Source organism: Pricia sp. (assembly GCF_041745955.1).
Lineage (GTDB): Bacteria > Bacteroidota > Bacteroidia > Flavobacteriales > Flavobacteriaceae > Pricia.
This window is the reverse complement of sequence record NZ_JBGTHY010000091.1, coordinates 1-26,292: the sequence shown is the minus strand read 5'-3', so window position 1 is coordinate 26,292 and position 26,292 is coordinate 1. Positions and strand designations below refer to the sequence as shown.

Sequence of the window (26,292 nt, the reverse complement as noted above, 5' to 3'; positions counted from 1 at the left end):
GACTCATCGCTTTCGATTGCAAAATGGGCATTGTGGTCTCTACATCTTTAAGGACCTGATAGGTGTTTGTCGGTTTTTGGTATTCCCTGGGCGTAACGATTTTTCCTGCGACCCTTAAATCCAAAGCTTTCCTGGCTTCTACCCTTACATCGATGTAGCCCGTATATTGCACGTTGCGCAAGGCGTAGATTGTGCAATAAATTTTTGCCTTATCCTTATATTCAAAGGAAGTCGTAAAAGAAGCCTCTTGCATATGCAGGGTCTGTTTCCAGTTGCTGATATTGCTCTCGGTAATTTTTTCTCCGTCGATATACATGTCAAGATTTCCGAAATTCATTCCATGTAGAATTTGGCTTACTTTGAGGTCAGGGTCTACGTCGTAAACATTGTTAAGAACAATATGTTGAATTTGCAACGGTTTGGGCGATGTAAGCATCCCTATTCGACCATTGGAAACAGCGATGCCCGTGTAATCGGAACGGTTCGTGACCTCTATATTCCAACCATCGTTCTGTGCCGTTAAAATGGTGCTCGAGAGTGCGAACAGTATGATGACTATTGTTTTCATTTAGTAGGATTGATTAAGGATACAATGTAATGATATGTATAAGGATGACCTAAATATAGTATCGAAATATTTGATTTAAGATGCTATTCGAAAGGTGCGGAACACCAAAAAAAAATTTAAAAGGCAGCTTTAATATCCATAATGTCCATAGCCGCCGCCATAGCCATTAGGCCTATACACATCGGCGCGCTGCCGGTCTTTCAGCAAAAACGTCTCGGTCACAAATTCGATGACATCTTCGTCGGTGTCGGTATCTTCGATGCGCATGCCGCCGTTTTCGTAGAAAGCTTCGGTCCGCGGGCCTTTATCATCCTCGAAGACCAAAAGATGCATGTTGAAGTTCTTATCGTAGTCTTCGTTGTTGCGTTTTTTAAAATAATATCCGGTCAATTGTTTATCCTTATACGCCAAGGCTTTTTTGCCAAGAAAAGCAATGGAATCCCTGGTCGCCGAATAGTTGCGACTTGGAAACAGAAGAGCTTCCGCCAAATCTTTCTGTGTTTTAAATTTTTCCGGAAACAATTCCGGTTTTCCGACTTTTTGTAGTTTGTCGAACAGAAGCTGTCGCGAATTGAGATCGGACGCCAAGGCCGTAAGTTTCTTTTGAGGAATAGGTCTGTTGTTTTTTGCCAATAGGGCAATGTAAGTGGTACGGATATCGGGATCTTCGATCAAGGCTACCTTCCCCAAAAATTGCTGTACCCTTTTTTCACCGTTGAACGCGTACAAAAGCGTCACATAATCTTCTAGCACACCCTTATCTTGTGTTGGGGTCCTGGGGCTATAAAAATCCTGCGCATTCGGGGCTACGTCCCTACCCAACTGGCGCTTCAACTGTATCTTGGCGTCGTTCAAAATTTGGGACTTGTGTTTTTTATAAACCTTCGATTTTAATCCGTCCTCGGCCACTAATTTGGCCAGTAGCGAGAAAATCGGGGCCTTGTATTCGCTTATCGTGCTATACTGCAACAATTCGGGAAACAATTTTTTCGCAACCGATAGATTTTCCCGGTACGGGGCGAAGATGTAGCTGATATGAAAGGTGTTCGAAAGCAAGGGCAAGTCGGCCGCCATCAGTTCGAGCAATAGTTCTGCGGACGCTTCGTCCGATTTTTGGGAAATGGCCTGCAATACCATGGCCTGTGCCGTCGAATTGTTATAAGATTCCGCATAGAAATCCCTATAAAATTCGGTGGCATCCACATCTTTTAACTGCCCTAGCTGTAAAATCATGTACGACTGTATCTGGCGTATGGCGGGACTAAACTCATGTTCGGAAATATAGTGTTGCAGCGAATCGACATGCGTTTTATCGAACTTTAGGTAGCGGTGGCCATCGAGTACGATACTGTCGTTTTTACGCAGGGCGGCAAAGAAATCTGGGACTTTATCCTCAAAAATATTCCGGCCGATTGCGGTATCCTTGGGTTTGAAGTTCCCAAAGAATTCGGTGATAAAACGGCTCGGTCTTTCTATGGTGTCCACTACCGCTTTGAGTTCATATAGAAGGCCATCCTTTATAACATTCTTGATTAAAATACCCCGTGTACTCGCAGTATCGATCAGGGTCAATTGCATTTCATGATTGCCTTCGGGTGTTGTCTCGGTTGAATCGCCTATGATTTTGAACTGTTTGTAGGCATACATTTTTTTTCGCAGTGCCCAAGCGGAATCCAAATGGCCGAACATCAGAAAATCATGGGATTTGTTCAGTTCTACGGTAATGGCTTCATCGTTTTTGTTGCGGTAGACCGTTTTTTTATGAAAGGGGTCGTACGATTTCGTTTTAGGCGCACCACTGTAATAGCTGTTACTGCTCTCTACAAACTTCGGGGGCTTGACCGTACTTTTCGTACTGAAGTAAAGGGCAGTATCGACCACCGTTTCATAAGGAACTTCGTATTTCGCCGGTTTTAATTGAAAAGATTCAAAAAATTCATCCGCTTCTTTGCCATATTCCGTCAAGATACCCAAAAGATAATATTCACCCCCGCGGAACGTGGTCATCAAATGCAATCGCTTCCCGGAATCCGTATCGAAAATTGCCGATGAGATCAAACGTTTGCCATCGACATCCCGATATCGGGGTTTCAATTCCAAATCTTGATAGAAGCGTTTTTGAATCTGTTTCAGTTCGAAGGTATCGACCTCGATAAAGCTGAAATCGTTCAAGACGGACTTCCGAAGAAAGTAATAGGATTCCCTTTTTTCATCATATCCCTCGATCCAACGGTCTCCGTTCCGGCTTTGGTTGGTAAAGCTATTTAGGGATGGCATTTCAACCTCGAAATCCCTAAAATCGGAAAAAAGGATCATCTTTTCATCTGTGGGTCTTTTAAAAACCAAACTGTTGAAGATCCTATCGGAATGCTGGGTTACATAATCGCCTTCCCCACCCATTTTGAAGATTACAATTTCCAAAGGTGTTTTAAAAATTTGATAGCGTTGCCGGTCGCCGTTCTTCAATTGGTTCTTGATATCCAATCCCTTTAAACCATCGTTTTCAATATACGTTTTCTCCAAAATTTTTCCGGGGATGTTCTCGAACAACAGCTTATCGATATCCTCTAAAGTATACACCGCATCCTGTTTTAAAAACGAATGGGTGGGAATACGGTTTACGACCACAAAGCTACCATTGGCCAAATCGGGGGAAACATAGGTGGTCTTGCCTAGGTCGGAAACCGGATAGAGTTTGGTAGGAAGATCTATCTTGAAAAATCCATCTTCGGGGCCGTAGGATGCATAATCGTTCTCCCGTTTTTTTTCCTCGAATTGTTGCTTCAGCTCCTTTCCTCTTGCACTTGATTTTGATACCAAGGGCGCTACCGTATAGCCCTTTTCCCGCAAGAGGTCGATGACGCCGTCATCCCCGGGCAAATGGGCGGCCCCGATACCGGCGAACACTTTTCCTTTCCGCATCACGGAATCCAAGCGCTCGGCCATGTTGACATTGCGGATGTGCAGCATGTTTTTCATGTAATGGTCGGTATACATGGCGCGATCGATGGAATCCAATAAAGCGATGTTGCGCTCGCGATAGGCATCCTGCAACAGAAACATTGGGTCGGATTGCTGAATCTTTTTCTGTAGCCATTCATCGGGCCTTTGTTTCATGGCGTTCATACTGGCACGGCCGACCAAAGCAGACGACTCTTCCATATCTTCAAGGGCTACTATAGCCTTGTCGAACTTTTTGCCCGCCTGATAGATGAACATATCCAGATACGTCTCCTCCTCGAAATTTTGGGAGTGTTCGTTGGTGCGGTACAAAATGTTGTTGACGATGCGGTCTTCGTAGGCGAGGTAGGCTCCCAATAGCTCTTTCTTTGGATTTTCGACCTTGAAGGCATTGGCATAAAATCCCTTGGTAACATATCCGCCATAACCAAAGGCGCCGTTGCCCATCGCATCGCTATTTTCGAGCCAAAGACCAGGATCGGATTCGAGGGCCACCATCTCACTTTGATCTAAGGCCTCGTAGAAAACATCGTCCAAACGAAAGGCTATCTTTTTACTTACGTGCATGGTGCCGTAGAGATACGAGGATTTCTCAAGGCCGTTGCCCGAAATTTCCCAGAGCAGGCTATTCTTTTCTTGGGAATATCCTGAAAGGGTAAAAAGACATAATGAAATAATAAGCAAGGGGCGCATGAATATTATTTTTCGCAGTACAAATTTAAGGAAGTATGTATCAAGGCCTATCCCTGATAATCGTTAAATCTGAATACTTTTTATTTGGTATAACGCTTAAATCTGTCCCGTATTTTCTTACTTGCCAATTTTTGTCCCGCCGAAATCGAAACATCCTATGGTTTTATCAAAAAGTATTTGGATGGATATGTAATTAGGATGCCTATCAAGCCTTATTTTTGCAATTGGAAGATGCTATCCAAAAATTGCTATCTATGAAAGGCGTACTGCTCGTAAACCTCGGTTCCCCCGAAAGTCCCACTGCTAAAGATGTCAAACCCTACCTCGATGAATTTTTGATGGACGAACGGGTCATCGATGTCAATAAAGTACTTCGCAATATTCTGGTAAGGGGTATCATTCTGCAGACCCGACCCAAGAAATCGGCGAAAGCCTACGCCAAGATTTGGTGGAACGAAGGCTCTCCGCTGATCGTCTTATCCGAACGTTTTGCCGAGAAACTCAAAAGCCATACCGACATGCCGGTAGCACTTGGCATGCGCTACGGTACAATGACCATAAAAAACGCCATGCAGGAGTTGAAGGATAAAGGCGTCGATGAGGTTTTATTGGTGCCGCTGTACCCACATTATGCCATGTCATCCTATGAAACCGTAGTAGTAAAGACCATGGAGGTGCAAAAGGAGTTATTTCCACAAATGCGGTTGACCACCCTACCGGCTTTTTATCACAATTCCGAGTACATCAAAGCCCTATCCCAAAGTATCACCGATGGATTGAAGGGTTTCGAGTACGATCACATCCTGTTTTCCTATCACGGCATTCCCGAACGGCACATTCGAAAATCGGATCCTACCAACTATCATTGCAAAATTGACGGCAGCTGTTGCAGTATCAATTCCGTGGCGCATAATACCTGCTATCGCCATCAGGTCTACGAGACGACCGAACTGGTAAAAGCGGAACTCGGGTTGGATGAAACCAAGGTCAGTTCGTCGTTTCAATCCCGCTTGGCGGGCGATCCATGGCTGAAGCCCTATACCGATTATGAATTCGAGCGCTTGGCGAAAGAAGGCAAAAAACGGCTTGCGGTAATCACGCCCGCCTTTGTGTCCGATTGTTTGGAGACCTTGGAGGAAATTGCGATGGAAGGTAAACAGCAGTTTACAGAAGCCGGGGGCGAAAGTTATAAGCATATACCCTGTATGAACGATAATGACGCTTGGGTGCGGGTGATGGCCGATTGGGTGAACGCGTGGGAAGCAACCGGGGCATTGCCTATAACCTGTACTTCTTTCTATCCAAAAATTCCGAACTGAAGATCAGCCTCTCCCATTTCGGATTGGACATGCCTATAGTAAAAAAAACCGGTTTTGTTAAGTTCAGGGCGACATCACTCCGTTGGCGCCACGTGCAGCAACTCCATCCCCGTAGAAGACCTGGGCTTGAACCCCGGCCAATCTTGGGCGTTCGAATCTTTGGGAATGTCAAGATATTTGGAGGTATCCTTCCCTTTGAGATGTGAATCGATAAAAGCGGTCACGAAATGCTGGTTTACATTATTGATTTTACGCTGGTCCCAAGTGGCGTCGGCGTAACGGTAGTATTCATCGATATGTAGACCGGGTGCCAAAGCTTCCGCTGGTGGTGGATTCGGGGCTACATTGTGCCTCGCATCTTTATAGGTCAAGAGATAACGGTCAGCGTTGACGGCACCTTCATAAATGGCTTTGATTCCCTTTTCATAGCCCGAGATATCGTCTTGGCTTCCGGCAATGAAAAAAGTGGGCGTTTTCAGCCCCTTTAATCCCTCGGCGTCCCAGACCCCACGCTCCATCCCCCATGGGGCAAAGGCGACTACGGCCTTGATTCTGGGGTCGGATTGCTCCTGATACTCCGCATTGCTCGCGGCCAAAGCTTGAATCGCAGTGCTTCCCTCGGTCATCCCTTTAAAAAATTGCACTAAGCCATCGCTGTACCCTGCACCGGCGACGTTCAACACCCCATAACCGCCCATGGAATAGCCAACGATCGCGGTATTATCCGCATTAATTTTTCCAGATAACATATCCTTACTATCCGATTTTCCCAACCTTTCCATTTCATTGAGCACAAAACGGATATCCTTGGCCCGATTGAGCAAGGTGCTCTGAAAGGCGTTGGCATCCTTGAAGGTTGAATCGGTATGGTCTATGGCGACCACCACATAGCCCTTAGAGGCCATATTTTCGGTCAGATAGGTCATCAGATATCTCGAACCCACATATCCATGGGAAACGATAATCAGGGGAAAAGCTCCTTCCGAAACTTTCGGGGCGGCATCTCGACCGGCCCTGCCCCTGAACGTAAAGGGAATCAATGGGCGTAACGAATCACCGCGGGTTCCCATCACCTCTTCATAGGTTATGGAGGCCTTCATTTCGGAAGTTGCCTCCGCAGGATACCACACTTCAACGGTCAAAGGGCGATCGTACATGGCATCTTTGCCTCCTTTAGAGTTCAAAATGTCCACTTGATCGGGATTGACCAAATCCATCGTCCGCACCCCGACGGTATGGGGACCTCGTTCAGAAAGTTCCGGGGCGTCGGGCAGCATATCGCCGTACAGAAAATCTCGGGTCTGAGCCTGAAGCAGAACACTTGCGCCTAAGGCCAGAACAATGAAACAAACGATACATTTGGAAGAAAAAAATGATTTTTTCATAAGGAAATGATTGGTTTAGGGAACCCATTTGTACGAGCACCGCGATACTAGGCGAATAAGGTAACAATTATATTTTACCTGTAACCATCCCCACTAAAACCAATAGCCCAAACTAAAAAAGAAATTGCTGTTCTTACCTTCTGGAGACCAGGCATAATGCACCTGCAGCGGCCCTAAAAAGGTTTCCCATCCGTAGCCGACACCATAACCCGAATAACTGGGAAGCGTAAACCAATCGCCCGTCCTGAAAATATCATCGTCGACGTTGGCGAAATTGGCCGTGAACATAATGTGGTTCTTGGGTACGAATTCGTAATCGAGCCTTCCGAAGGCCTTTACAAAGCTGTTGCCCGGAAGGCTCAAAAAATCATAGCCGAAAAAAGGAACGAAATTGTTGATCAGATCGGTGCCGTATCCACCGAGTATAAAATCGAAGGAGGTCACATCGGAAGTACCCAGTTTAAAACCGCCTTCCGTTTCTATATTCAGGGAAAGGTTCTCTAACAGGGGAATAGCCCCGCCCATACGCGCCTTGGCAATGGAGAATTCCTTGAAATTATCGTTAAAATCGGAAGAAAACACGTAAAAATGAAAGTCCCCGGCGAAGAGAAGTCCCCTCGAAGGAAAATAGGCGTTATCGTACGTATCGAGGGTCAACTTGCCGAAGGCGCTGAAAAAATTACTGTTTTCGAACAATGTCTTCCCATCAGGGCTTTGCCGCCCGAGCGGAGCTTCTTCATCACCGCGCTGTGCCAAGGTTCTTGTACTGTACTTTAACAGTTTGTGCTCGATACCTGTCCTGAACGCAAATTCTTCGCGCAATACGGTCTCAATGTATATTAGATTGGTCAGGTCGGAAACATCCAGATTTATAGTGTTGACATTAATGCCCGGCGGCACTTCAAAGTTACCGCGTATCAGATTAAAATCGATTTCCTTTCCAAAATCATTGAACCTGGAATTCAGGCCGAAGCTCCAATAGGAACCCTTATCCACATAGTACTGAAAATTATAGCGCACATTGTCACCCATGATAAAGTCGAAGGAGGTCACATCGTCGTGGGTCAACACGCGTTTTCGGGTCACATTGAGAATGGCCGCCGTTTTGTAAAGATCATCGTAATGGGCGCCTAGACGGACAAAGGTCTTGACGGGGTTTTCAGAGAGATCTAAAATCAGTTTTTCCTTGGTGCCGTCGCTTTGCAGCTTATAGCGAATGGTCTGAAAGTTTCTGGTCGCGGCCAGGTTGCCGATCCCCTGTTGAAGCTTAGAAAATGTAGACTCTTTGTTATTTCCCAAACGCAATTTTCCCTTTACATAGCCCCTTGGGTAATCGGCGCTGCCCATCACGGTCAGTTGATCGATTATCAACTTCTCCTGAGGCTTGATTGTGGCCATCTTTCTTTCGCTATCGTTTTGCTTGAGGGCAAGCCTTCTAAGATCGCCATAGCTTTTTTTAGCCGCCACTTCGCCACTCTCTATAATCCGATCGTATAGATTGAAATCAATGACCGAAAAATTCGAGACTTCGGGCTTTATGTAGATATCGGTCTGTTTCGATTTTTCTTCCATATCGAGAACGGTCCGGTAATTGTTTATCTGTAGTAAAATCTCGGTGGCCGAAATCAGGCCACCCCTATCTCGGAGTCCGTGCTGCACATCGACCCCGATGATAACATCCGCGCCCATTTCCTTGACTTTTTGTATCGGATAATTGTTGACCACCCCCCCATCGACCAATAAACGGTCGCCAATCTTAACAGGTTCGAAAAGCGAGGGCAAGGCTCCACTTGCTATTAGGGCCTGAGGCAAATAGCCCTCTTTCAGAACGACCTCTTCACCCGTCTCTACATCGGTCGCCAAGCACAGAAAGGGAATCGGCAACTTATCGAACGCTTGTATGTTCTTTACAGGATAGAGCAGTTTTACCAGTTCATTATATACGTTCTGACCTCCTGAATAAGCTGGGGGAACGGAAATTTTGAAATTGTTGAACGGCAGGGTTATCGCATATCTTTCCGAATCTTCCTTTTCATAGAAAGTTTTGGCGCTTCGCGGGAGATCGTCCGCAATAAGGTTGGTGAAATCGGTAGTGCGGAAAATTGAATCGAGTTCCATGGCGGTATATCCTGCGGCATATAGCCCCCCGACGATAGCGCCCATGCTCGTACCGCCGATGTAATCAATTTTGATTCCTGCTTCCTCGATAACCTTGAGCGCCCCGATATGGGCAAGACCCTTGGCCCCACCACCACTCAATACCAAACCTATTTTCAGGTCCTTTTTATTGGGGTCCTGTGCCGATGCGAAAAGGCCTAAGCCTAAAAATACAACAAAAAATAGAAGCTTTTTCAAGATACCAAATTTAGGGAGACTAATCGATCTTTACTGCTGGAACAGAGAAAAAATCTGCCTCGCCGGTCTAGGCAGGGAACAGGTAGAAAAACCCGATTTTTATTTTAAGTTGGAATCATGCCATAGATAACACTTTACGCCCTTTTCTCAAGTCACCTATCTAAATGTCTCGAGGAATGAAAGGTCCCGTAAATTTTTTTGGCTTTCGCCACGCCCACGGTTTCTGCCAGTCTTTCCAGGGACGCCTCTTTGATACGCCTGACCGATTTAAAAGTTTTCAGCAATTCTTGGGCCGTTTTTTCGCCGACCCCGTCGATGCTTTCCAATTCGGAGTTAATGGCGACCTTACTGCGTTTGTTCCGATGGAAGGTAATACCGAAGCGGTGCGCCTCATTTCGCAGTTGCTGGACAATTTTCAGGGATTCCGATTTTTTGTCCAGATACAGGGGGATGGGATCCTCCGGAAAATAGATTTCCTCGAGTCGCTTTGCGATACCTATGATAGCGATCGTTCCCCGAAGACCTAAAATATCCAAACTTTTTAAGGCCGATGAGAGCTGTCCCTTTCCCCCGTCTATAACGATCAATTGTGGTAGGGATTCTTCCTCCGCCAGTAAGCGTCTATACCTTCTATAGACGACCTCTTCCATGGATGCAAAATCGTCGGGTCCCTCAACGGTCTTGATATTGTAATGGCGATATTCTTTTTTCGAGGGCTTTCCGTTTCTGAACACTACACAGGCGGCAACTGGGTTGCTGCCCTGAATGTTGCTGTTATCGAAACATTCGATATGCCTTGGCTCAGCCGAAAGGCGCAAATCTTTTTGCATCTGGGCCATAATCCGGTTCGTATGCCGGTCGGGGTCGATAATTTTGATCTGCTTGAAGCGTTCTTGCCTAAAAAACTTGGCATTGCGCTCAGAGAGGTCAACAATTTTTTTCTTGTCCCCCAATTTTGGAACGCTTATTTTCAAATGGGGTTCGACCGTAACCTCAAAAGGCAGGTAGAGCTCGGTTGATCTAGAATCGAAGCGCTGCCGTATCTCTACAATGGCCAATTGCAAAAGATCGACATCGCTCTCATCGAGTTTCTTTTTGATTTCCAAGGTATGTGAGCGGATGATCGACCCGTGGGACAACTGTAAAAAATTGACGTAGGCATGTGATTCATCGGAAATGATGGAAAAGACGTCTACATTGTTGATTTTAGGATTGACTATGGTCGATTTCACCTGATAGTTTTCCAAGACCTCGATCTTCTCCTTCATAAGCTGGGCCTCTTCGAAGTGCGTATCGACGGCCAAAGCTTTCATTCGATGTTTGAAATACTGTAGTGAGGCCTTGAAATTACCTTTGATAATTTCCCGGATATCCTCGATTTGGGCATGATAATCCTCCACATTTTGCATATCTTCACAGGGGCCCTTGCAATTTCCCAAGTGATATTCAAGACATACCTTATACTTGCCCGCATCGATTTTTTCCTGGGAAAGGTCATAATTGCAAGTCCGCAACGGGTAAACGCTTTTTACTAGATCTAAAAGCGTACGCACAGTTTTCATACTGGTGTAGGGGCCATAGTATTCCGAACCATCCTTTATGAGCTTTCGGGTCGGAAAAATCCGGGGGAAGCGCTCGTTCTTGATACATATCCACGGATACGATTTATCATCCTTGAGCAGCACATTGTAGCGCGGGCGGTATTTTTTGATAAGATTGTTCTCAAGCAGTAGGGCGTCAGATTCCGTGGCCACCACAATGTGCCTGATACCCCGAATTTTTTTGACCATTACGCGGGTCTTGCCATACTCTTGGGTCTTGGTGAAATAAGAAGTAACCCGTTTTTTAAGGTTTTTTGCCTTGCCTACATATAATATCTTTTCGTCCGTATCATAGAACTGATACACCCCCGGACTATCGGGCAAGGTGCTCAACTGGATTTCAATGGACACTTGAGACATTCTGGTCACGGATTAAATGTAAAAAGCAAACGCTACTACAAAGTTAGAGACAATTCATCAAAGAACTCCATCAATATTTTTGTAAGAATATGCTGTAAGTCTTTCCTTAATAATTAGATTTACCGAAATTAGTGGTTATCAATATTTCTATTTACCAAGTCTTTTAACACTAAAATGTTAATTTTTAGCTAAAAAGTGCATTTCATCGATATAAACTTCCCTTTGACAGTATAGTTAACGTTTTTTTTATCTAGATTTAACGTATCAAAATCAATTACCCCCATGGACAAATATATCATTACCCTAGTTTTGTACTTACTCCTGATGATTTCATTCAAAGTGTATTACTATGTAAACGCCAAAGATTAGGTTTTTAACGACCTTTTCCTATACGGTTTTGATTAGAATAATGCGTAAACAGGATTTACGGTCGGAATATAGAAATCTAAGGAAATTAGTTTCGGAAAGTTCCCTTTTAGTTTCGAGTTTGGCTATCGCCAATGCCTCGCTCTTACTTCCTATTTGGGATTTCGGCTACTTTCACATCTTCCTTCCCATTTCCCAACAAAAAGAAATCGATACCCATTTTATACTTAGCATCCTTCAGGGCAGGGACAAAAATGTTGTACTTCCCAAAGTGACCGGCAACGATTCGCTAAAACACTTTTTACTTACCGACGCTACCAAATTCCAGACCAATCGGTGGAACATTCCGGAGCCTGTTGACGGCATCGAAATTACGACCGATAAAATCGATGTAGTATTCGTTCCTCTTCTAGCCTTCGATAAAAAAGGAAACCGAGTTGGATATGGCAAGGGATTTTACGATATATTTCTGAGGGAATGTCGAAAGGATGTTAAAAAAATAGGCGTGTCCCTATTTGAAGCAGAAGATATTATTGAGGATATCGATGCCAACGATATACCTCTGGACTATTGTGTCACTCCACAAAAAACTTATTCCTTTTCCGATTCCGTCCTCGCCACATAATCTGCCCAAGTATCCGTTTGCGTTTCTTTACTTTTTCCGAAAGCCCTTTTGTTGAAAACGATTAAAATGCCCACTCCTGTACTAATGGCCATATCTGCAATGTTGAAGACAGGTTCAAAAAATCGAAAATCCGACCCTCCGAAATAGGGCACCCATTCGGGCCATGTGGTGTTTATGATGGGAAAATAGAGCATGTCGACTACTTTGCCGTAGAACATGTCTCCATAAGGTTCGTCGGAAAATACCGTGGCCACTTGCTGATAGCTATCGTTGAAAATCATTCCATAAAAAACGGAATCGATAATGTTGCCCAACGCGCCGGCGAAAATCAATGAAACCGCCACTATTAAAGTCTTCGAAGATTTTTTTTTAATGGAGTCATACAACCAGTATCCGATACCCGCCACGGCAAATAATCGGAAAACCGTCAGGATCAATTTCCCTGTCGATTCCGAAACCGGTAAAAAATCACTGAGTTTTGCACCCCAGGCGGCACCGGAATTTTCGATGAACAATATTTTGAACCAACTGAAAACATCGACCGATTCCCCCAATACGAAATGGGTCTTTATGTAGAATTTACTCACTTGGTCTATCAGTAATAGTACCGCAATAATTAGCACCGATTTCTTTAAACTCATAGTTTCGGTTAGAAATTAAGCGCAAAAATAGGGATATTGCTGCATATTATTCGATTTTATCAACAAGGATATCGCCAAACGGATGGGTCTAAAAGGAGGACTCCTCCGTAGGCAGCACTTTGCAGGTCGGCAACACCTTGCAGGCCTAGATCCCGCTAACCCTTACTGCTGCATATTCTTGGCCTCGATGCTTAAGGTCGCATGCGGCACCAATTTGAGCCGTTCTTTGGCGATCAGCTTACCGGTTACCCGACAGATACCATAGGTTTTGTTCTCGATGCGCATCAAGGCGTTCTTAAGATCGCGGATAAATTTTTCCTGGCGGATGGCCAATTGCGTATTGGCTTCTTTGCTCATGGTCTCCGAACCTTCCTCGAAAGCCTTGAAAGTGGGCGACGTATCGTCCGTACCATTATTGCCGTCGTTCATATACGAACTTTTCAGCAGCTCTAAATGACTCTTGGCCTTTGCTATTTTGTCTTCTATCAGCTCCCTGAATTCGGCCAGATCCCTATCCGAATATCTCACTTTTAAATCTTCTGCCATAACCTAATGTTTTACAATGAATAATTTCGTGTTCACTTCATCAAAGGCCACTTCGGTACCCTTTACTAATTTTTCCTCTAAATCTAGTTCTGCGGTCAAGGTTTCGGTCTTGATGTATTCTAGATTGCTTTCGACCGCCTTTTCGACAAATCCATCTTTCAGAATTTTTACATCTATTTTGTCGGTCACTTCGTACCCTGAATCTTTTCTGATATTCTGGATCCTATTGACCAATTCCCGCGCTATACCTTCTTTTCTAAGTTCATCATTAATCGAAACGTCAAGTGCCACGGTTAGTGAGCCTTGATTGGCTACCAACCAACCCTCGATATCTTGCGAGGCTATCTCTACATCCTGTAACTCTAATGTAACGATTTTATTTTCAATATCGAGGGATATTTATCCCTCTCGCTCTATTCTTTGGATATCTTCTTGCCCTAATTTGCCGAAGGCCCGGGCTATTTTTTTCATATCCTTACCGAACTTCGGACCCAAGACCTTAAAATTCGGCTTGATCTGTTTGACCAGTATTCCCGAGGCATCGTCCAACAATTGGATTTCCTTGACGTTCACCTCCGATTTTATAAGGTCGGCCACCGCTTCGATTTCTTGCTTTTGCTTTTCACTCAAAGCGGGAATCATTATTTTCTGCAGCGGCTGGCGCACCTTGATTTTTTCTTTTTGACGGATGGACAATACCAAGGAGGATATCGTCTGCGCCATTTCCATTTTGCTTTCCAGTTCCCTGTTTACCACGGATGCGTCGTACTTTGGGAAATCTGACAAGTGAACGCTTTCAAAAGCGTCCTTTTTCGTAACGGCCGTCAAATCTTTGTACAATCGGTCCATAAAAAAGGGAGCCGCAGGTGCCGAAAGTTTGGCCACAATTTCTAAACAAGTGTATAGGGTTTGATAGGCGGATATTTTATCCTTTTGATAATCCCCCTTCCAAAAACGCCTTCTGCAAAGGCGCACGTACCAATTGCTCAGATTTTCCTGTACAAAATCGGATATGGCCCGTGTGGCCTTCGTTGGCTCGTAATCGGCATACGCCTCGTCAACGGTATTGATCAATGAATGCAATTCTGACAATACCCATCGGTCTATTTCAGGGCGCTCGTTCAACGGGATGCCATCCTCCGAATAATCGAATTCGTCAATGTTGGCATACAGCGCAAAAAAGGAATAGGTGTTGTACAGGGTGCCAAAAAACTTGCGCTTTACCTCTGCGATACCGTCGATATCGAATTTGAGATTGTCCCAAGGATTCGCGTTCGAGATCATGTACCAACGCGTGGCGTCGGCGCCATGTTCGTTCATGGTCTCGAAGGGATCTGCGGCGTTGCCCAAGCGTTTAGACATCTTTTTGCCTTCCTTATCAAGCACAAGTCCGTTGGAAACCACATTTTTATAGGCCACGGAATCGAAGACCATAGTGGCGATGGCATGTAGGGTGTAAAACCAGCCACGGGTCTGATCTACCCCCTCGGCGATAAAATCGGCGGGGAAGGTTTCATTTTGGTCGATGAACTCTTTATTTTCGAACGGATAATGCCACTGTGCATACGGCATCGACCCACTGTCGAACCAAACGTCGATAAGATCGGCCTCGCGTTTCATGGGTTTTCCGGTAGCGGAAACCAAGGTTATCTCATCGACGATATTTTTATGAAGGTCGATGGTATCGTAATTTTCCTCGGAGAGGTCGCCCACTACAAAATCCTCGAATATATCCTTCTCGAGCACCCTCGCTTCGACCGCTCTCGCCATTTCGGATTTTAGTTCGGCCACGGAACCGATGATAATCTCTTCCTGTCCGTCTTCGGTACGCCAAATCGGTAGCGGGATACCCCAATACCGAGATCGCGACAGGTTCCAATCGTTGGCATTGGCCAACCAGTTGCCGAAACGGCCCTCGCCGGTCGATTTGGGTTTCCAGTTGATGGTATTGTTGAGTTCGACCATACGATCCTTGACCTCGGTCACCTTGATAAACCACGAATCGAGCGGATAATACAAGATCGGTTTATCGGTACGCCAGCAATTGGGGTAGCTGTGTACGTATTTTTCTACCTTGAAGGCCTTGTTCTCTTCCTTGAGTTTGATGGCAATCTCGACATCGACGGATTTTTCTGGCTCTTTTCCTAAATCATAATATTCATTTTTGACGTATTTACCGCCCAATTCCCTCATTTCGGGACGGAACTTGCCCTGAAGATCGACCAAGGGAACTGGATTGTCATTCTCATCCAAAACCAGCAACGGCGGTACTTCGGGCACGGCCTGTTTGGCGACCAAGGCATCATCGGCACCAAAGGTCGGCGCGGTATGCACGATGCCTGTACCGTCTTCGGTAGTCACAAAATCACCGGCGATGACACGGAATGCATTTTCTGGATTTTGGTAGGGCAAGGCATAATCCAGCAGTTGCTCGTATTTGATGCCGATCAGGTCTTTTCCTTTAAAACCCTTGACGACATAAAATGGAATCTTCCTATCCCCGGAAGTGTACTCTAGCAGTTCGGGTTTCGAGTCGACATGGCGGAATTTTCCTGAAAATTGTCCGTTTACCAAGTTTTTGGCCAAAATTACGTTCATGGGCTTGAACGTATACTGGTTATAGGTTTCCACCAGAACATAATCGATTTTCGGCCCAACGGTCAAGGCCGTATTCGAGGGCAGCGTCCAAGGGGTGGTCGTCCAGGCCAAGAAATAGATGTCGCCTTCATCCTTTAGAAAATCGGGGAGCGACGATTCTACGGCTTTGAACTGCGCTACGGCCGTCGTATCGGTAATATCCTGATACGTACCGGGCTGATTAAGCTCGTGCGAGCTGAGACCTGTACCCGCTTTGGGCGAATAGGGCTGAATGGTATATCCTTTATATATGAGTCCCTTGTCATAGATTTGCTTTAACAACCACCAAACGGACTCCATGTACTTCGGTTTGTAGGTGATGTACGGATCTTCCATATCGACCCAATAACCTACCTGTTCGGTCATTCGGTTCCATACGTCGGTGTAGCGCATGACCGCTTTTTTGCAGGCGGCGTTGTAATCCTCAACGGAGATTTTAGTGCCGATATCCTCTTTGGTGATACCGAGTGCTGCCTCCACACCGAGTTCAATGGGGAGTCCGTGCGTATCCCATCCGGCCTTTCGTTTGACCTGAAAGCCCTTCATGGTCTTGTATCTGGGGAAGATATCCTTGATGGTACGGGCCATTACGTGATGGATGCCGGGCATACCGTTCGCGGACGGTGGCCCTTCATAGAAGACGTAACTAGGCTGGCCTTCCCTTGTGGAAACGCTTTTTTCGAATATTCCGTTTTGCTTCCAATAGTCGAGAACTTCCTCGGCTATCTTGGGCAGGTCCAATCCTTTATATTCCGCAAATTTCATACTATCTGTTGTCCTACTTTAATTAATATTCCCGCCACTTGAAAATTCCCGAATTTCCAAGTGGCGGGAATAAGGCTGCAAAATTAGGTATTTTGATCGGATTTTGCCGATGGACACTGCCTGAAATTCCGGCCAAAGCCCAAAACCTTTTTTAAATAGCATCCAAAAATCAAATCGATCCGTATATCTTTGCGACAACAACTAAAAACTTAAATCATGAAAAAAGTATTTCTAAGTTCACTATTAATACTTGCATTATGCGTATCCTTCGTTTCTTGTAGGGATGCCGAAAACAAAACCAACGACGCCATGGAAGAGTCCGAAGACGCCATGGACGATGCCGGTGACAAATTGGATGAAATGGGTGACGATATCGAGGAAGGTGCCGAAAAAGCCGGTGAAGCCATCGAAGAAGCAGCCGACGATGCGGGTGATGCTATCGAGGATGCCGTTGACGATAACTAGAACACTGTATCTTATTAAAATAAGGAGCCCTGACTGGGAAGTCGGGGTTTTTTTTTGATCAACTTTACCACTCAAAACCGATAGCCCAATCCCAATATTAAATTAATACCGGGTGCGGCGATACCCGACGAATATGAGCGGTAGCGCTGACCCGTAATGTTTTCAAGGCTCAGGGAAGCCTTTAAGGCATTCGAAATCGTGAATTGCGAACGAAAATTCATCGTGTACCAAGATGGCGAATACGGATTACCCTCTGAATCAGTAGCATAAATATAAGTTTTACCGCGTTCGGATGCCGCAAGGCCGTCAGAAGAAATTTCTCCGTTATAGTTCAAAAACAGGTCTGTTTTCCAGCGTTGTTTTTTCCATAGTATATGAAAATCGCCAAATGTGGGGGCTGCGTGCCGTGCGGGAGAATCGGTACCGTCTTCCTCTTCTTCGAGACCTTCGGTAAGGGTCAGGTTTGAAACGAGGGACCATTGTTCGGAGAGAAAAGCTTCCAGACCGAATTCAAATCCGTATACATAGGCCTTGGCGGCATTCTGTATGGCCTGGACATCGCTTGGCTCTCCGTTGTAGTCGATTCGTGATGCCCCGTTGAATTGGTAATCCCGACGCACTAAGGCATCCACCAAATAGGTGTAAAAGGCCGCTCCCTTTAGCACTAGCTTATCGTTGAAGTTCTTTTGAACGCCAAGTTCGGCATTGTAGGCGTATTCGGGTTCCAAATCGGGATTCGGCACCACCACTGCCCCGGGTTCGGAATCGAATATTTTTCCAACATCGTCGATATTGGGCGCACGAAACCCGGTAGAACCGTTCAGGGTAATCTGTAAATGTTCTTTGGGAAACCAACTCAAACCAAGACTACCGGTCAACGCGCCATTGTTCAAATCGGCTTCGTCGAATGGGAAGGGATAAAAGGTCTTGTCAAAAACGGCATCGATCCAAACATGGCTGTAACGTAATCCGGAAAGTAGGGTGAAATTGGGCTTGACCTGATATTCCCCATTGATATAGCCCGCCGCGCTCTGCCAGGTCGAACCGTCGGGATATCTTGAAGCAGCATCGGCTACCGTATTGGTTTCGATATTTCGTTGGCTGCCGTCGGAACGCACTTTATTGAAAATATATTCACCTCCATAATACAGCCTTAAATCCCCTATCTTTTTGTTCTCAAAATCGAGATTCGTTGAAAGGGCGTCGACATTTTCCCGGGTCGTAAATCGGATGGGATCCTGAAAGTCACGGTCGTTTCGACTTTCCTCAAAATGCTGATAGGCGGTGGTCAGCTTTAATCCATCATAAAAAACACCCTTTCCCTTTTTTTCGAGCTGCAAGTTGACCATAAACCATTTTTGGGGTCCGTAATACCATTCGGCAGAACGCAGGCCATCACCTTCACGGTCAGGTTGGATCAAACGGTCGTACCGGGCAAAGTCGGAAGTCTCGGAATAATGCAGTCCCAGTTTATAGTTCCATGTAGCATTCGGTCGATGTCCGATTTTCTGCATCAGGCTGATTTGATGATACCCTGTGGGAAGTTGTATTTTGGGATTTTCGTTCTCAACCAGTACATCTTCCCCGTTTCTTCCGGACACATATTGGTTGCGCAGATAGGAATCCGGACCGTGCCTGCCCATTTTCAGGTCCCCAAAATCGGAATAGGATGCATGCGTCAAAAATGCCCATTTTTTCTTTCCAAGGTTAATGTCGAAGTGCAGCGTATTCTCGGTATTGGCGGATGCGAAGCGATACTCGGTATTTCCCGTCACCGCAATGTCGTTCCCGTTCGCAAAAACGGCATCCTTTGTATAAAAATTCATCACGCCACCAATGGCATCGCTACCATAGGTTACGGAACCGGGCCCAAAAATAACCTCGGTTTTCTTGACCGTGAACGGATCGATAGCTATCACGTTCTGTAGGTTTCCGCCCCTAAAAATGGCATTGTTCATACGAACGCCATCCACGGAAAGCAATAATCGGTTTGTTGCGAAGCCCCGAATCATGGGACTTCCGCCACCCAATTGACTTTTTTGCACGAAAACTTTCCCGCTGTTCTGTAAAAGATCTGCCGCTGTCTGCGGATTTGCAAAGGCAATATCGCGCGCATCCAAGGCTATAATTTTGTTCGGGATATTCTTTTTCTGTTGTTCCCATTTAGAAACGGACAGCACCACCCCATCGAGCTGTTCGGGTTTCATGATGAGGTAGACCACCTTTTTCTGGCGCACAATTTGGTTTGGTGTAGCCCATCGCACGCTGTAGCTCAAATGTTTGAAGGTGATTCGCTCATTAAGGTCGAAAAGAGATAGGTCACCTCGTCCGTTGCCATCGGTCAGCACGGTTTTGGAGCGGTCGGCATTGTAAATGGCTACGTTGGGAATGGGTTCCCTGTCTTCCGCATCAAAAACCGTGATGGTTTGGCCGGAAAGCGATTGGATAAGGAGTAAAAATAGTCCGAGGACAGTAAATTTCATGTTATCCGAATACTTCGTTCAAGACACCGAGGGATTTGGGCTTTCGGAACCCTTGAAGATGCAGTTCAAAATACAGCACCAAAGATTGTAAAAGCTCTTGTCGGTTCGTTTTGTTCATTTTGATGGTATGTATGGCATCAAAATGTATGCCCAAGAAGCTTTTGAAGTAGCCAAGATTTTCTCCGGTCAATACTGGATGAAGCGAAGGGCTGTCGGTGAACTTGCCTTCCAAGAGATTAAAACAACCGGCCTGCAGGGTAGAGGTATCAGGATAAAATCCTAAATATCTGGTAAGCTGTATCAGAAAATGGCAGTGAAAATTGGCTATTTCCTCATTCATGTCCAACCACTGAAAAGAGGCTTCCAAAAATTCGAAAAGCGCGGGGTTGGCCTCCTCCTCATGAATACTATGTCCCAGTATTTCGGCCATAAAGAGGGTCATGGCATTCTTGGGGACATCGCTATGTACCGTTCGGTACGGAAAGGCAATTTTTGCTTCTAGAATGCGCTCTAAAGTACCTCTGTTTCTATGATTGGCGACTATTTCCAATTGGGTAAGTGGCTGAAAATAAGCGGATTTAAGTTTCGCTTTTTTGGCGGCCAACACGCCCTTGAGCAAGTATGATTTTAGCCCGTCGGAAGCCGTAAAGGCCTTTACGATTAGGCTGGTATCGCCGTATTTTAGGGAGGTTAAGATTATGGCTTTGGTGGTTACTTGCATGGGGTGGTAGAATTTAAATCACCCCCTGCGCCAACATCGCATCCGCTACCTTCACGAAACCGGCTATATTGGCGCCTTTCACGTAGTTGCAATAGTTGTCGCCTTCCATACCGTATTCGATGCAGGATTGATGGATTTCTTCCATAATAACCTTTAAACGATCATCGACCTCTTCCCTGCTCCAACTGATCCTTAACGAGTTTTGTGACATTTCCAGTCCTGAGGTCGCCACCCCACCTGCGTTGGATGCTTTTCCGGGTGCAAATAGAATCTGCGCCTTGTGAAAGGCGTGCACCGCCCCTGCCGTGCAGGGCATGTTGGCTCCCTCGGCGACACAAATACAGCCGTTGTCCAATAGCATTTTTGCATCCTTGCCCTGAAGTTCGTTCTGTGTGGCACAGGGCAGGGCTACATCGCATTTAACCTGCCAAGGCTGTTCACCTTTATGAAACTCAGCTTTTTCATACTTTTTGGTATATTCAGAGATTCTTCCCCGTCGATTATTTTTCAGATCCATCACGAATTCCAGTTTCTCTTGGTCGATGCCTTCTTCGTCAAGAATATATCCATCGGAATCTGAAAGGGTAATGACTTTTCCGCCCAATTGAATTACTTTCTCTGCAGCAAATTGGGCTACATTTCCGGAACCCGATACTACGACCGTTTTTCCGCCGAAATCCCCATCTCTGGTCTTCAACATGCTTTCCGCAAAATATACCGTACCGTATCCCGTAGCCTCCGGTCGTATCTTCGATCCGCCCCAAGAAAGACCCTTTCCAGTGAGCACCCCGGTAAATTCGTTCTTGATTTTTTTATACATTCCGAAAAGAAATCCGATTTCACGGGCACCGACGCCGATATCACCGGCGGGTATATCCGTAAACGGACCGATATGTCGGCAAAGTTCCGTCATAAAGGCGTGGCAAAAACGCATGACCTCATCGTCGGATTTTCCTTTGGGATCAAAATCGGAACCTCCTTTTCCACCGCCCATGGGCAATGTGGTCAAACTGTTCTTAAATACCTGTTCGAACGCCAAGAATTTCAGGATACTGGCATTCACGGTAGGATGAAAGCGCAGCCCGCCCTTATAGGGGCCGATTGCCGAATTCATTTGTATGCGATAGCCGCGGTTGACATGAATTTCACCATCATCATCGATCCAAGCTACCCGAAATGAAATTAGCCGCTCGGGTTCGACCATACGCAACAAAATGTTCTTACCATTATAAATCTTATGCTCTGCTATATACGGGATTACAGTCTCCGCCACTTCCTGTACCGCCTGAATGAATTCGGGTTCATGTCCGTTTCGGGACTTGACCTCATCCATAAAGGTCTTTATTTTTGCTTCCATATGATATTTGGTGTATATTCTTTGCTGAATTTTCAACAATGCGTCAAAATTATGGTAATTCCATAATTAAAATGTTCTTTTTTTAAAATTTGATACTTTATTAACTATCGGCTAGTATTTCAGGGCGGTCGAGGCTTGAAAGCTATTTACCCGATCGCCTGCTCTAAATCACCTATCAAATCCTCTACATCCTCGATACCGACGCTCAGACGAATCAGGGAGTCAACCACCCCGCTTTTCTCGCGTTCTTCTTTCGGAATGCTGGCATGCGTCATACTTGCCGGATGGCCCGCCAAACTCTCTACCCCGCCCAACGATTCGGCCAAAGTGAATACCTTAAATTTTTCGATGATCTTAACGGCATCTTTCTCGGTTCGGCTTTTGGGGATAAACGAAACCATACCCCCAAAATCTTTCATTTGCGCCTTGGCGATCTCGTGGTTCGGATGGCTTTCAAACCCCGGCCAGAACACCTTGTCGATCTTGGGATGCTTTTCCAAATATTCGGCTACGGCCCGCCCGTTCTCGCAGTGGCGCTGCATTCTCACGTGTAGCGTTTTGATACCGCGCAGCGTTAAAAAGCTATCCATCGGCCCGCAGACCGCGCCACTGGCATTTTGTATAAAGTACAGTTTATCGGCCAGTGCTTTATCCTTGACCACTAATGCCCCGACGACCACATCGCTGTGACCACCAAGGTATTTGGTGGCAGAATGCATGACGATATCTGCACCCATATCCAAAGGTGTCTGTAAATATGGAGTGGCGAAGGTATTATCTACTGCCAAAAGAATATCGTGTTTTTTGGCCAAATCCGCGACCGCTTTGATGTCGATTACCTTCATCATCGGGTTGGTCGGCGTCTCGACCCAAAGCAGCCTTGTATTTTCGTTGATGTAAGATTCGATCACGTCGGCATCCTGCATCCCAATAAAATGAAACGTAATTCCGTATTTTTCGAAAATCTGTTTGAAAATACGATAGCTCCCCCCATATAGATCGTTCGTTGACACCACCTCATCCCCGGGATTCAGCAACTTCATTACCGCATCGATAGCGGCCAAGCCACTGCCGAACGCCAGTCCGTATGCACCGTTCTCGATACTTGCCAATGAATTTTCAAGTGCCGTACGCGTCGGATTGGCACTTCGGGAGTATTCATAGCCCTGATGCCCGCCCGGCGTGGTCTGTGCATAGGTCGAGGTCTGGTATATCGGCGGCATTACGGCACCGTAGGCCTTATCGGGACTTTGTCCGCCGTGAATCGTTTTAGAATTGAACTTTAATTTTTTTTCTGGCATTTCATATAATTTATCCTACAAATGTATCGTTATCTTTGATAGCATACAAAGGTGTGCGAGTACCGTTTGCACTATAAACCGACCCATATCCCAAATTTATGAAATCCCCTTTGACCTGTTTCCTGATTTTTTTAGTGCTTATAGGCTGCCAAAAAAAAGAGGACAAACTGACCTTTGAACCTCTTACGTTGGGCGAAAGCCTATGTGCGGACTGTCCCCAAATCTCCATTACGATACCCCGGGCCGTTGAACGTACCCGAACGGCAAGTACTATCAATACGGCCTTACAAGAAGAAATTATTTCCCTGCTTCTATTTGATGATAGCCAAAAAATCGCCAACCTCGACGATGCCTTGATTTCCTTTAAAAACGGCTATTCAGAACTTAAGGACCTCTATTCGGAAGAAACCACGCCTTGGGAAGCCAAAATTGATGGAAAGGTCGTTTATGAGGATAAAAACCTACTTAGCTTAGAACTGAACTCCTTCGTGTTTACGGGAGGTGCCCATGGTTATAGCGCCAAACGTTTCCTGAACTTCGATAAGAAAAGAGGGGTAGAACTGGAAAATTGGCAGCTTTTTCAAAACCGGAAGGATTTTCAGAAATATGCCGAGACGAAATTCCGTGAACAGGAAGCCATTCCAGCGGAAGCTTCCATCAACTATACCGGACTCATGTTCGAAAAGGATAGCTTCTACCTGCCCGAGAACATCGGTTTTACCGAAGAAGGCGTTAAGTTACTTTACAACCCCTACGAAGTCGCCTCCTACGCCGATGGGCCCATCGTGCTGACCTTGCCGTTCAAAGAGGTCAACCGGTATTTAGCCAAAAATCCGAAATCTTAGGCCTCCTTCCATCTCATTTGCCAACAACCTTCTGCAACCCAAGTATTGCGCCCAAATGCAGGCCTTCATGAAACACGTTGAAGCTTATCGCATCCTCAACGTTGCTTAAGGTCACATTTATACTGGTGGTATATTCTGTGTAATCCTTGAAAAGTCCAGACTGGTAGTCCTCCTTCGCCCATTGTGCAGTAGAAATCAAAAAATCGGCGATTTCCTTAATCTCCTCGTCGGTAGCCGTACCGTCAGGTACCGTTCCTTTCCTGAACTTTTCGATATATTGTTCGGGGATACGCACTTGTAATCCGCTAAATGTATACACCAATATTTGTTGGGTCGCGATCACATGGGCGATGTTCCACCAAATACTGTTTCGAAATCCGGTCGGGATTTTTAGCAATTGCTCCCTCGGCGTGTTGTCGAGAATTTTATGGAGTAGTTTACGGTTCTGTAGCGTAGTATCGAATATATTTTCCAAAATGTATTTTTTTAATGTGGATGCTAAAAATAGTACAATTGAACGGAAATGGGTTTCTTTGCATGGCAATAAAAAGAAACTATTTAGCACATTCAACAGACTCCCTTCCGGTGACTTCAGCTGCGCTCGGGAATCGCAAGGGAATGACTAGCCATAATCGTCATGCGCAAAATATACCACCTCAGCACCTGCGACACCTGTAAACGCATAATCGAAGAGCTACAACCTTTTAAGGGCGTCGAATGTCAGGATATCAAAACGGAAGCCATAACCGAAAAGCAACTAGAGGAAATGCACGATCTGGCCGTAAGCTATGAAGCTTTGTTCAGCAAACGCGCCCGTCTCTACCGCCAAAAGGGACTGCACGAAAAACAACTTTCGGAATCCGATTACAAAAACCTGATTTTAGGGCACCATACCTTTCTAAAACGCCCCGTTGTATTGGTAGATGATCACATCTTTATCGGAAATAGCAAAAAAACGGTCGCAGCGGCCAAGCAAGTCATCCACCCTTGAACAAGCGGGCCCTCGCCATATTTGCCGCCATTGGGGCCACTATCATATACGGACTTAACCACACCATTGCCAAGGGTGTTATGCCCGACTACGTAAAACCGTTCGGCTTTATCATGCTCCGGGTCATCGGCGCATCGATTTTGTTTTGGGCCATCTCCTATTTCGGCCCGAAAGAGAAAATCGACAAAAAAGATTATCCGCGGATGTTGCTCTGTGCCGTGTTGGGCATGGGTGCTAATATGTTGGTGTTCTTTAAGGGATTGTCGCTCTCTACCCCGATCAATAGTGCGGTCTTGGTCACGATTACCCCGATTATCGTAGTAGTGCTCTCCGCCCTTTTTATCAAGGAAAAAATCATCGCCAAAAAGCTGATAGGTATCGGAATCGGATTTCTGGGGGCATTGGGACTCATCTTTTTTAGCGTCGAAAGCCGTCAGGATGCGCCCAACATTCCCTTGGGCAATTTTCTGATTCTTATGAACTCCGTCTTTTACGGCTCCTATCTTATCGGGGCGAAGACCTTGATAGCCAAATACCATCCGTTTACGTTTATGAAATGGCTGTTTACCATCGGAATTTTTTTATGCCTCCCTTTCGGATATCAAGAACTGACGGAAATCGATTGGCAGAACCTGCCTTTCGAGACCCTTTGGAAAATTACTTTTGTTATTGTAGGAACCACCTTCTGCACCTATCTCTTCAACATTTTCGCCCTGACACAGTTAAAGGCCTCGACCGTGAGCGCATTTGTCTACGTGCAGCCACTGATAGGCATCATTTATGCCTTGGCCACAGGGCGGGATACGTTGACCACCGTCAAAATATTGGCGGCCTGTTTGGTATTCCTAGGGGTATATTTGGCGAGCAGGAAGCCCTCAAGTTCCAGAGCAGTAGATACCCACACGAACAAAACTAACTGAGAATTATCCATTTAGACCCTACGCTTACGTATATCCTACGCCATATCTTTTGGCATTTTGGCGAACTTACGGGTATCTTCCTTTGTCAGCACCCGAAAACCCTCCGCTTTTTCGGCACCGCTAAAGGACGTCAAAAAGTCATTGGTCAACCCGGTAAGCTTTCGGGTCTTAAGATCCATCCAAGCCCCCATCATTTCGCACCGCGCGAAATTGTCACCCTTGTGGTTATAAAAATTATGGCGGAACTCAAAAAATTGCGCATCTTCGCTCATACCCGTAATTTCCATGGATACCCGTATAGGTTTTCCGGGAAATACTTCCTTGAAATAATAGATATGTTCGTAGAAAACGACGGGGCCGATTTCGTTTTCGGCCAAGGCTTTCTGG

General features: G+C 45.7%; 18 protein-coding genes and 2 pseudogenes. 6 read left to right on the top strand and 14 right to left on the bottom strand.

Translation table 11 applies throughout. The features are described 5' to 3' along the window. Positions 1-568: pseudogene (locus ACEW8S_RS03170) on the bottom strand (glycoside hydrolase family 65 protein); the annotation flags it as partial. Positions 569-697: 129 nt separating this feature from the next. Further along, the gene (locus ACEW8S_RS03165) at positions 698-4,222 is read right to left on the bottom strand and encodes a TraB/GumN family protein (RefSeq protein WP_373516736.1); all 3,525 of its coding nucleotides are present in this window, start codon (positions 4,220-4,222) and stop codon (positions 698-700) included. 254 nt (positions 4,223-4,476) lie between these two features. Here ACEW8S_RS03165 and hemH point away from each other — a divergent pair, with 254 nt between their 5' ends. After that, the gene (hemH, locus tag ACEW8S_RS03160) at positions 4,477-5,541 is read left to right on the top strand and encodes a ferrochelatase (protein ID WP_373516735.1); all 1,065 of its coding nucleotides are present in this window, start codon (positions 4,477-4,479) and stop codon (positions 5,539-5,541) included. Positions 5,542-5,615: 74 nt separating this feature from the next. Here hemH and ACEW8S_RS03155 read toward each other — a convergent pair whose 3' ends face one another. The 3 genes from ACEW8S_RS03155 to uvrC form a co-directional block, all read right to left on the bottom strand. Beyond that, entirely contained in the window at positions 5,616-6,926 is a 1,311-nt protein-coding gene (locus tag ACEW8S_RS03155; protein ID WP_373516734.1) for an alpha/beta hydrolase family protein, read from the bottom strand. A 93-nt stretch (positions 6,927-7,019) separates the two neighbouring features. Then, a complete protein-coding gene (locus ACEW8S_RS03150) occupies positions 7,020-9,281 on the bottom strand; it encodes a patatin-like phospholipase family protein (RefSeq protein ID WP_373516733.1) in 2,262 nt (753 codons plus the stop codon). 152 nt (positions 9,282-9,433) lie between these two features. Then, a complete protein-coding gene (gene uvrC, locus ACEW8S_RS03145) occupies positions 9,434-11,242 on the bottom strand; it encodes an excinuclease ABC subunit UvrC (RefSeq protein ID WP_373516737.1) in 1,809 nt (602 codons plus the stop codon). Between the two features lie 409 nt (positions 11,243-11,651). Between uvrC and ACEW8S_RS03140 the strand changes: the two genes are divergently transcribed. Beyond that, complete coding sequence (locus ACEW8S_RS03140; protein ID WP_373516732.1) at positions 11,652-12,233, top strand: 5-formyltetrahydrofolate cyclo-ligase; 582 nt, start codon at positions 11,652-11,654, stop codon at positions 12,231-12,233. On the opposite strand, the gene ACEW8S_RS03135 is transcribed toward ACEW8S_RS03140, so the two are convergent. From ACEW8S_RS03135 to ileS, 3 genes and pseudogenes are all read right to left on the bottom strand, one after another. Then, positions 12,200-12,874, bottom strand: a complete 675-nt coding sequence (locus ACEW8S_RS03135; RefSeq protein WP_373516731.1) for a lipoprotein signal peptidase — start codon at positions 12,872-12,874, stop codon at positions 12,200-12,202. The genes ACEW8S_RS03140 and ACEW8S_RS03135 overlap by 34 nt on opposite strands. A gap of 162 nt (positions 12,875-13,036) precedes the next feature. Next, positions 13,037-13,420, bottom strand: coding sequence for a TraR/DksA family transcriptional regulator (locus tag ACEW8S_RS03130; RefSeq protein ID WP_373516730.1), 384 nt, complete (start codon positions 13,418-13,420; stop codon positions 13,037-13,039). A gap of 3 nt (positions 13,421-13,423) precedes the next feature. Continuing rightward, a pseudogene (ileS, locus tag ACEW8S_RS03125) lies at positions 13,424-16,822 on the bottom strand (isoleucine--tRNA ligase). Positions 16,823-17,038: 216 nt separating this feature from the next. Between ileS and ACEW8S_RS03120 the strand changes: the two are divergent. After that, positions 17,039-17,287, top strand: a complete 249-nt coding sequence (locus tag ACEW8S_RS03120; protein ID WP_373516729.1) for a hypothetical protein — start codon at positions 17,039-17,041, stop codon at positions 17,285-17,287. Between the two features lie 71 nt (positions 17,288-17,358). Here ACEW8S_RS03120 and ACEW8S_RS03115 read toward each other — a convergent pair whose 3' ends face one another. From ACEW8S_RS03115 to ACEW8S_RS03100, 4 genes are all read right to left on the bottom strand, one after another. Next, positions 17,359-19,770: a TonB-dependent receptor plug domain-containing protein gene (locus ACEW8S_RS03115; protein WP_373516728.1), complete on the bottom strand. Its 2,412-nt coding sequence runs from the start codon at positions 19,768-19,770 to the stop codon at positions 17,359-17,361. A 1-nt stretch (position 19,771) separates the two neighbouring features. Continuing rightward, positions 19,772-20,491 carry a DNA repair protein RecO gene (gene recO, locus ACEW8S_RS03110; protein WP_373516727.1) on the bottom strand — a complete coding sequence of 240 codons (720 nt, stop codon included), beginning with the start codon at positions 20,489-20,491 and terminating at the stop codon, positions 19,772-19,774. A gap of 13 nt (positions 20,492-20,504) precedes the next feature. After that, entirely contained in the window at positions 20,505-21,848 is a 1,344-nt protein-coding gene (gene gdhA, locus ACEW8S_RS03105; protein ID WP_373516726.1) for an NADP-specific glutamate dehydrogenase, read from the bottom strand. 146 nt (positions 21,849-21,994) lie between these two features. After that, positions 21,995-23,149 (bottom strand): cystathionine gamma-synthase, encoded by a 1,155-nt coding sequence (locus tag ACEW8S_RS03100; RefSeq protein ID WP_373516725.1) that lies wholly within the window; start codon positions 23,147-23,149, stop codon positions 21,995-21,997. A 98-nt stretch (positions 23,150-23,247) separates the two neighbouring features. Between ACEW8S_RS03100 and ACEW8S_RS03095 the strand changes: the two genes are divergently transcribed. Next, complete coding sequence (locus tag ACEW8S_RS03095; protein ID WP_373516724.1) at positions 23,248-23,994, top strand: DUF3298 and DUF4163 domain-containing protein; 747 nt, start codon at positions 23,248-23,250, stop codon at positions 23,992-23,994. A gap of 13 nt (positions 23,995-24,007) precedes the next feature. Here the strand turns inward: ACEW8S_RS03095 and ACEW8S_RS03090 are convergent, their stop codons facing one another. Beyond that, positions 24,008-24,469 carry a DinB family protein gene (locus ACEW8S_RS03090; RefSeq protein ID WP_373516723.1) on the bottom strand — a complete coding sequence of 154 codons (462 nt, stop codon included), beginning with the start codon at positions 24,467-24,469 and terminating at the stop codon, positions 24,008-24,010. Positions 24,470-24,631: 162 nt separating this feature from the next. On the opposite strand from ACEW8S_RS03090, the gene ACEW8S_RS03085 reads away from it, so the two are divergent. Further along, positions 24,632-24,985 carry an arsenate reductase family protein gene (locus tag ACEW8S_RS03085; RefSeq protein WP_373516722.1) on the top strand — a complete coding sequence of 118 codons (354 nt, stop codon included), beginning with the start codon at positions 24,632-24,634 and terminating at the stop codon, positions 24,983-24,985. After that, positions 24,982-25,905 carry a DMT family transporter gene (locus tag ACEW8S_RS03080; protein WP_373516721.1) on the top strand — a complete coding sequence of 308 codons (924 nt, stop codon included), beginning with the start codon at positions 24,982-24,984 and terminating at the stop codon, positions 25,903-25,905. Before ACEW8S_RS03085 ends, ACEW8S_RS03080 begins: the two co-directional genes overlap by 4 nt. A gap of 35 nt (positions 25,906-25,940) precedes the next feature. On the opposite strand, the gene ACEW8S_RS03075 is transcribed toward ACEW8S_RS03080, so the two are convergent. Continuing rightward, the coding region (locus tag ACEW8S_RS03075) for an acyl-CoA thioesterase (RefSeq protein WP_373516720.1) at positions 25,941-26,292 on the bottom strand (352 nt) is incomplete at its 5' end.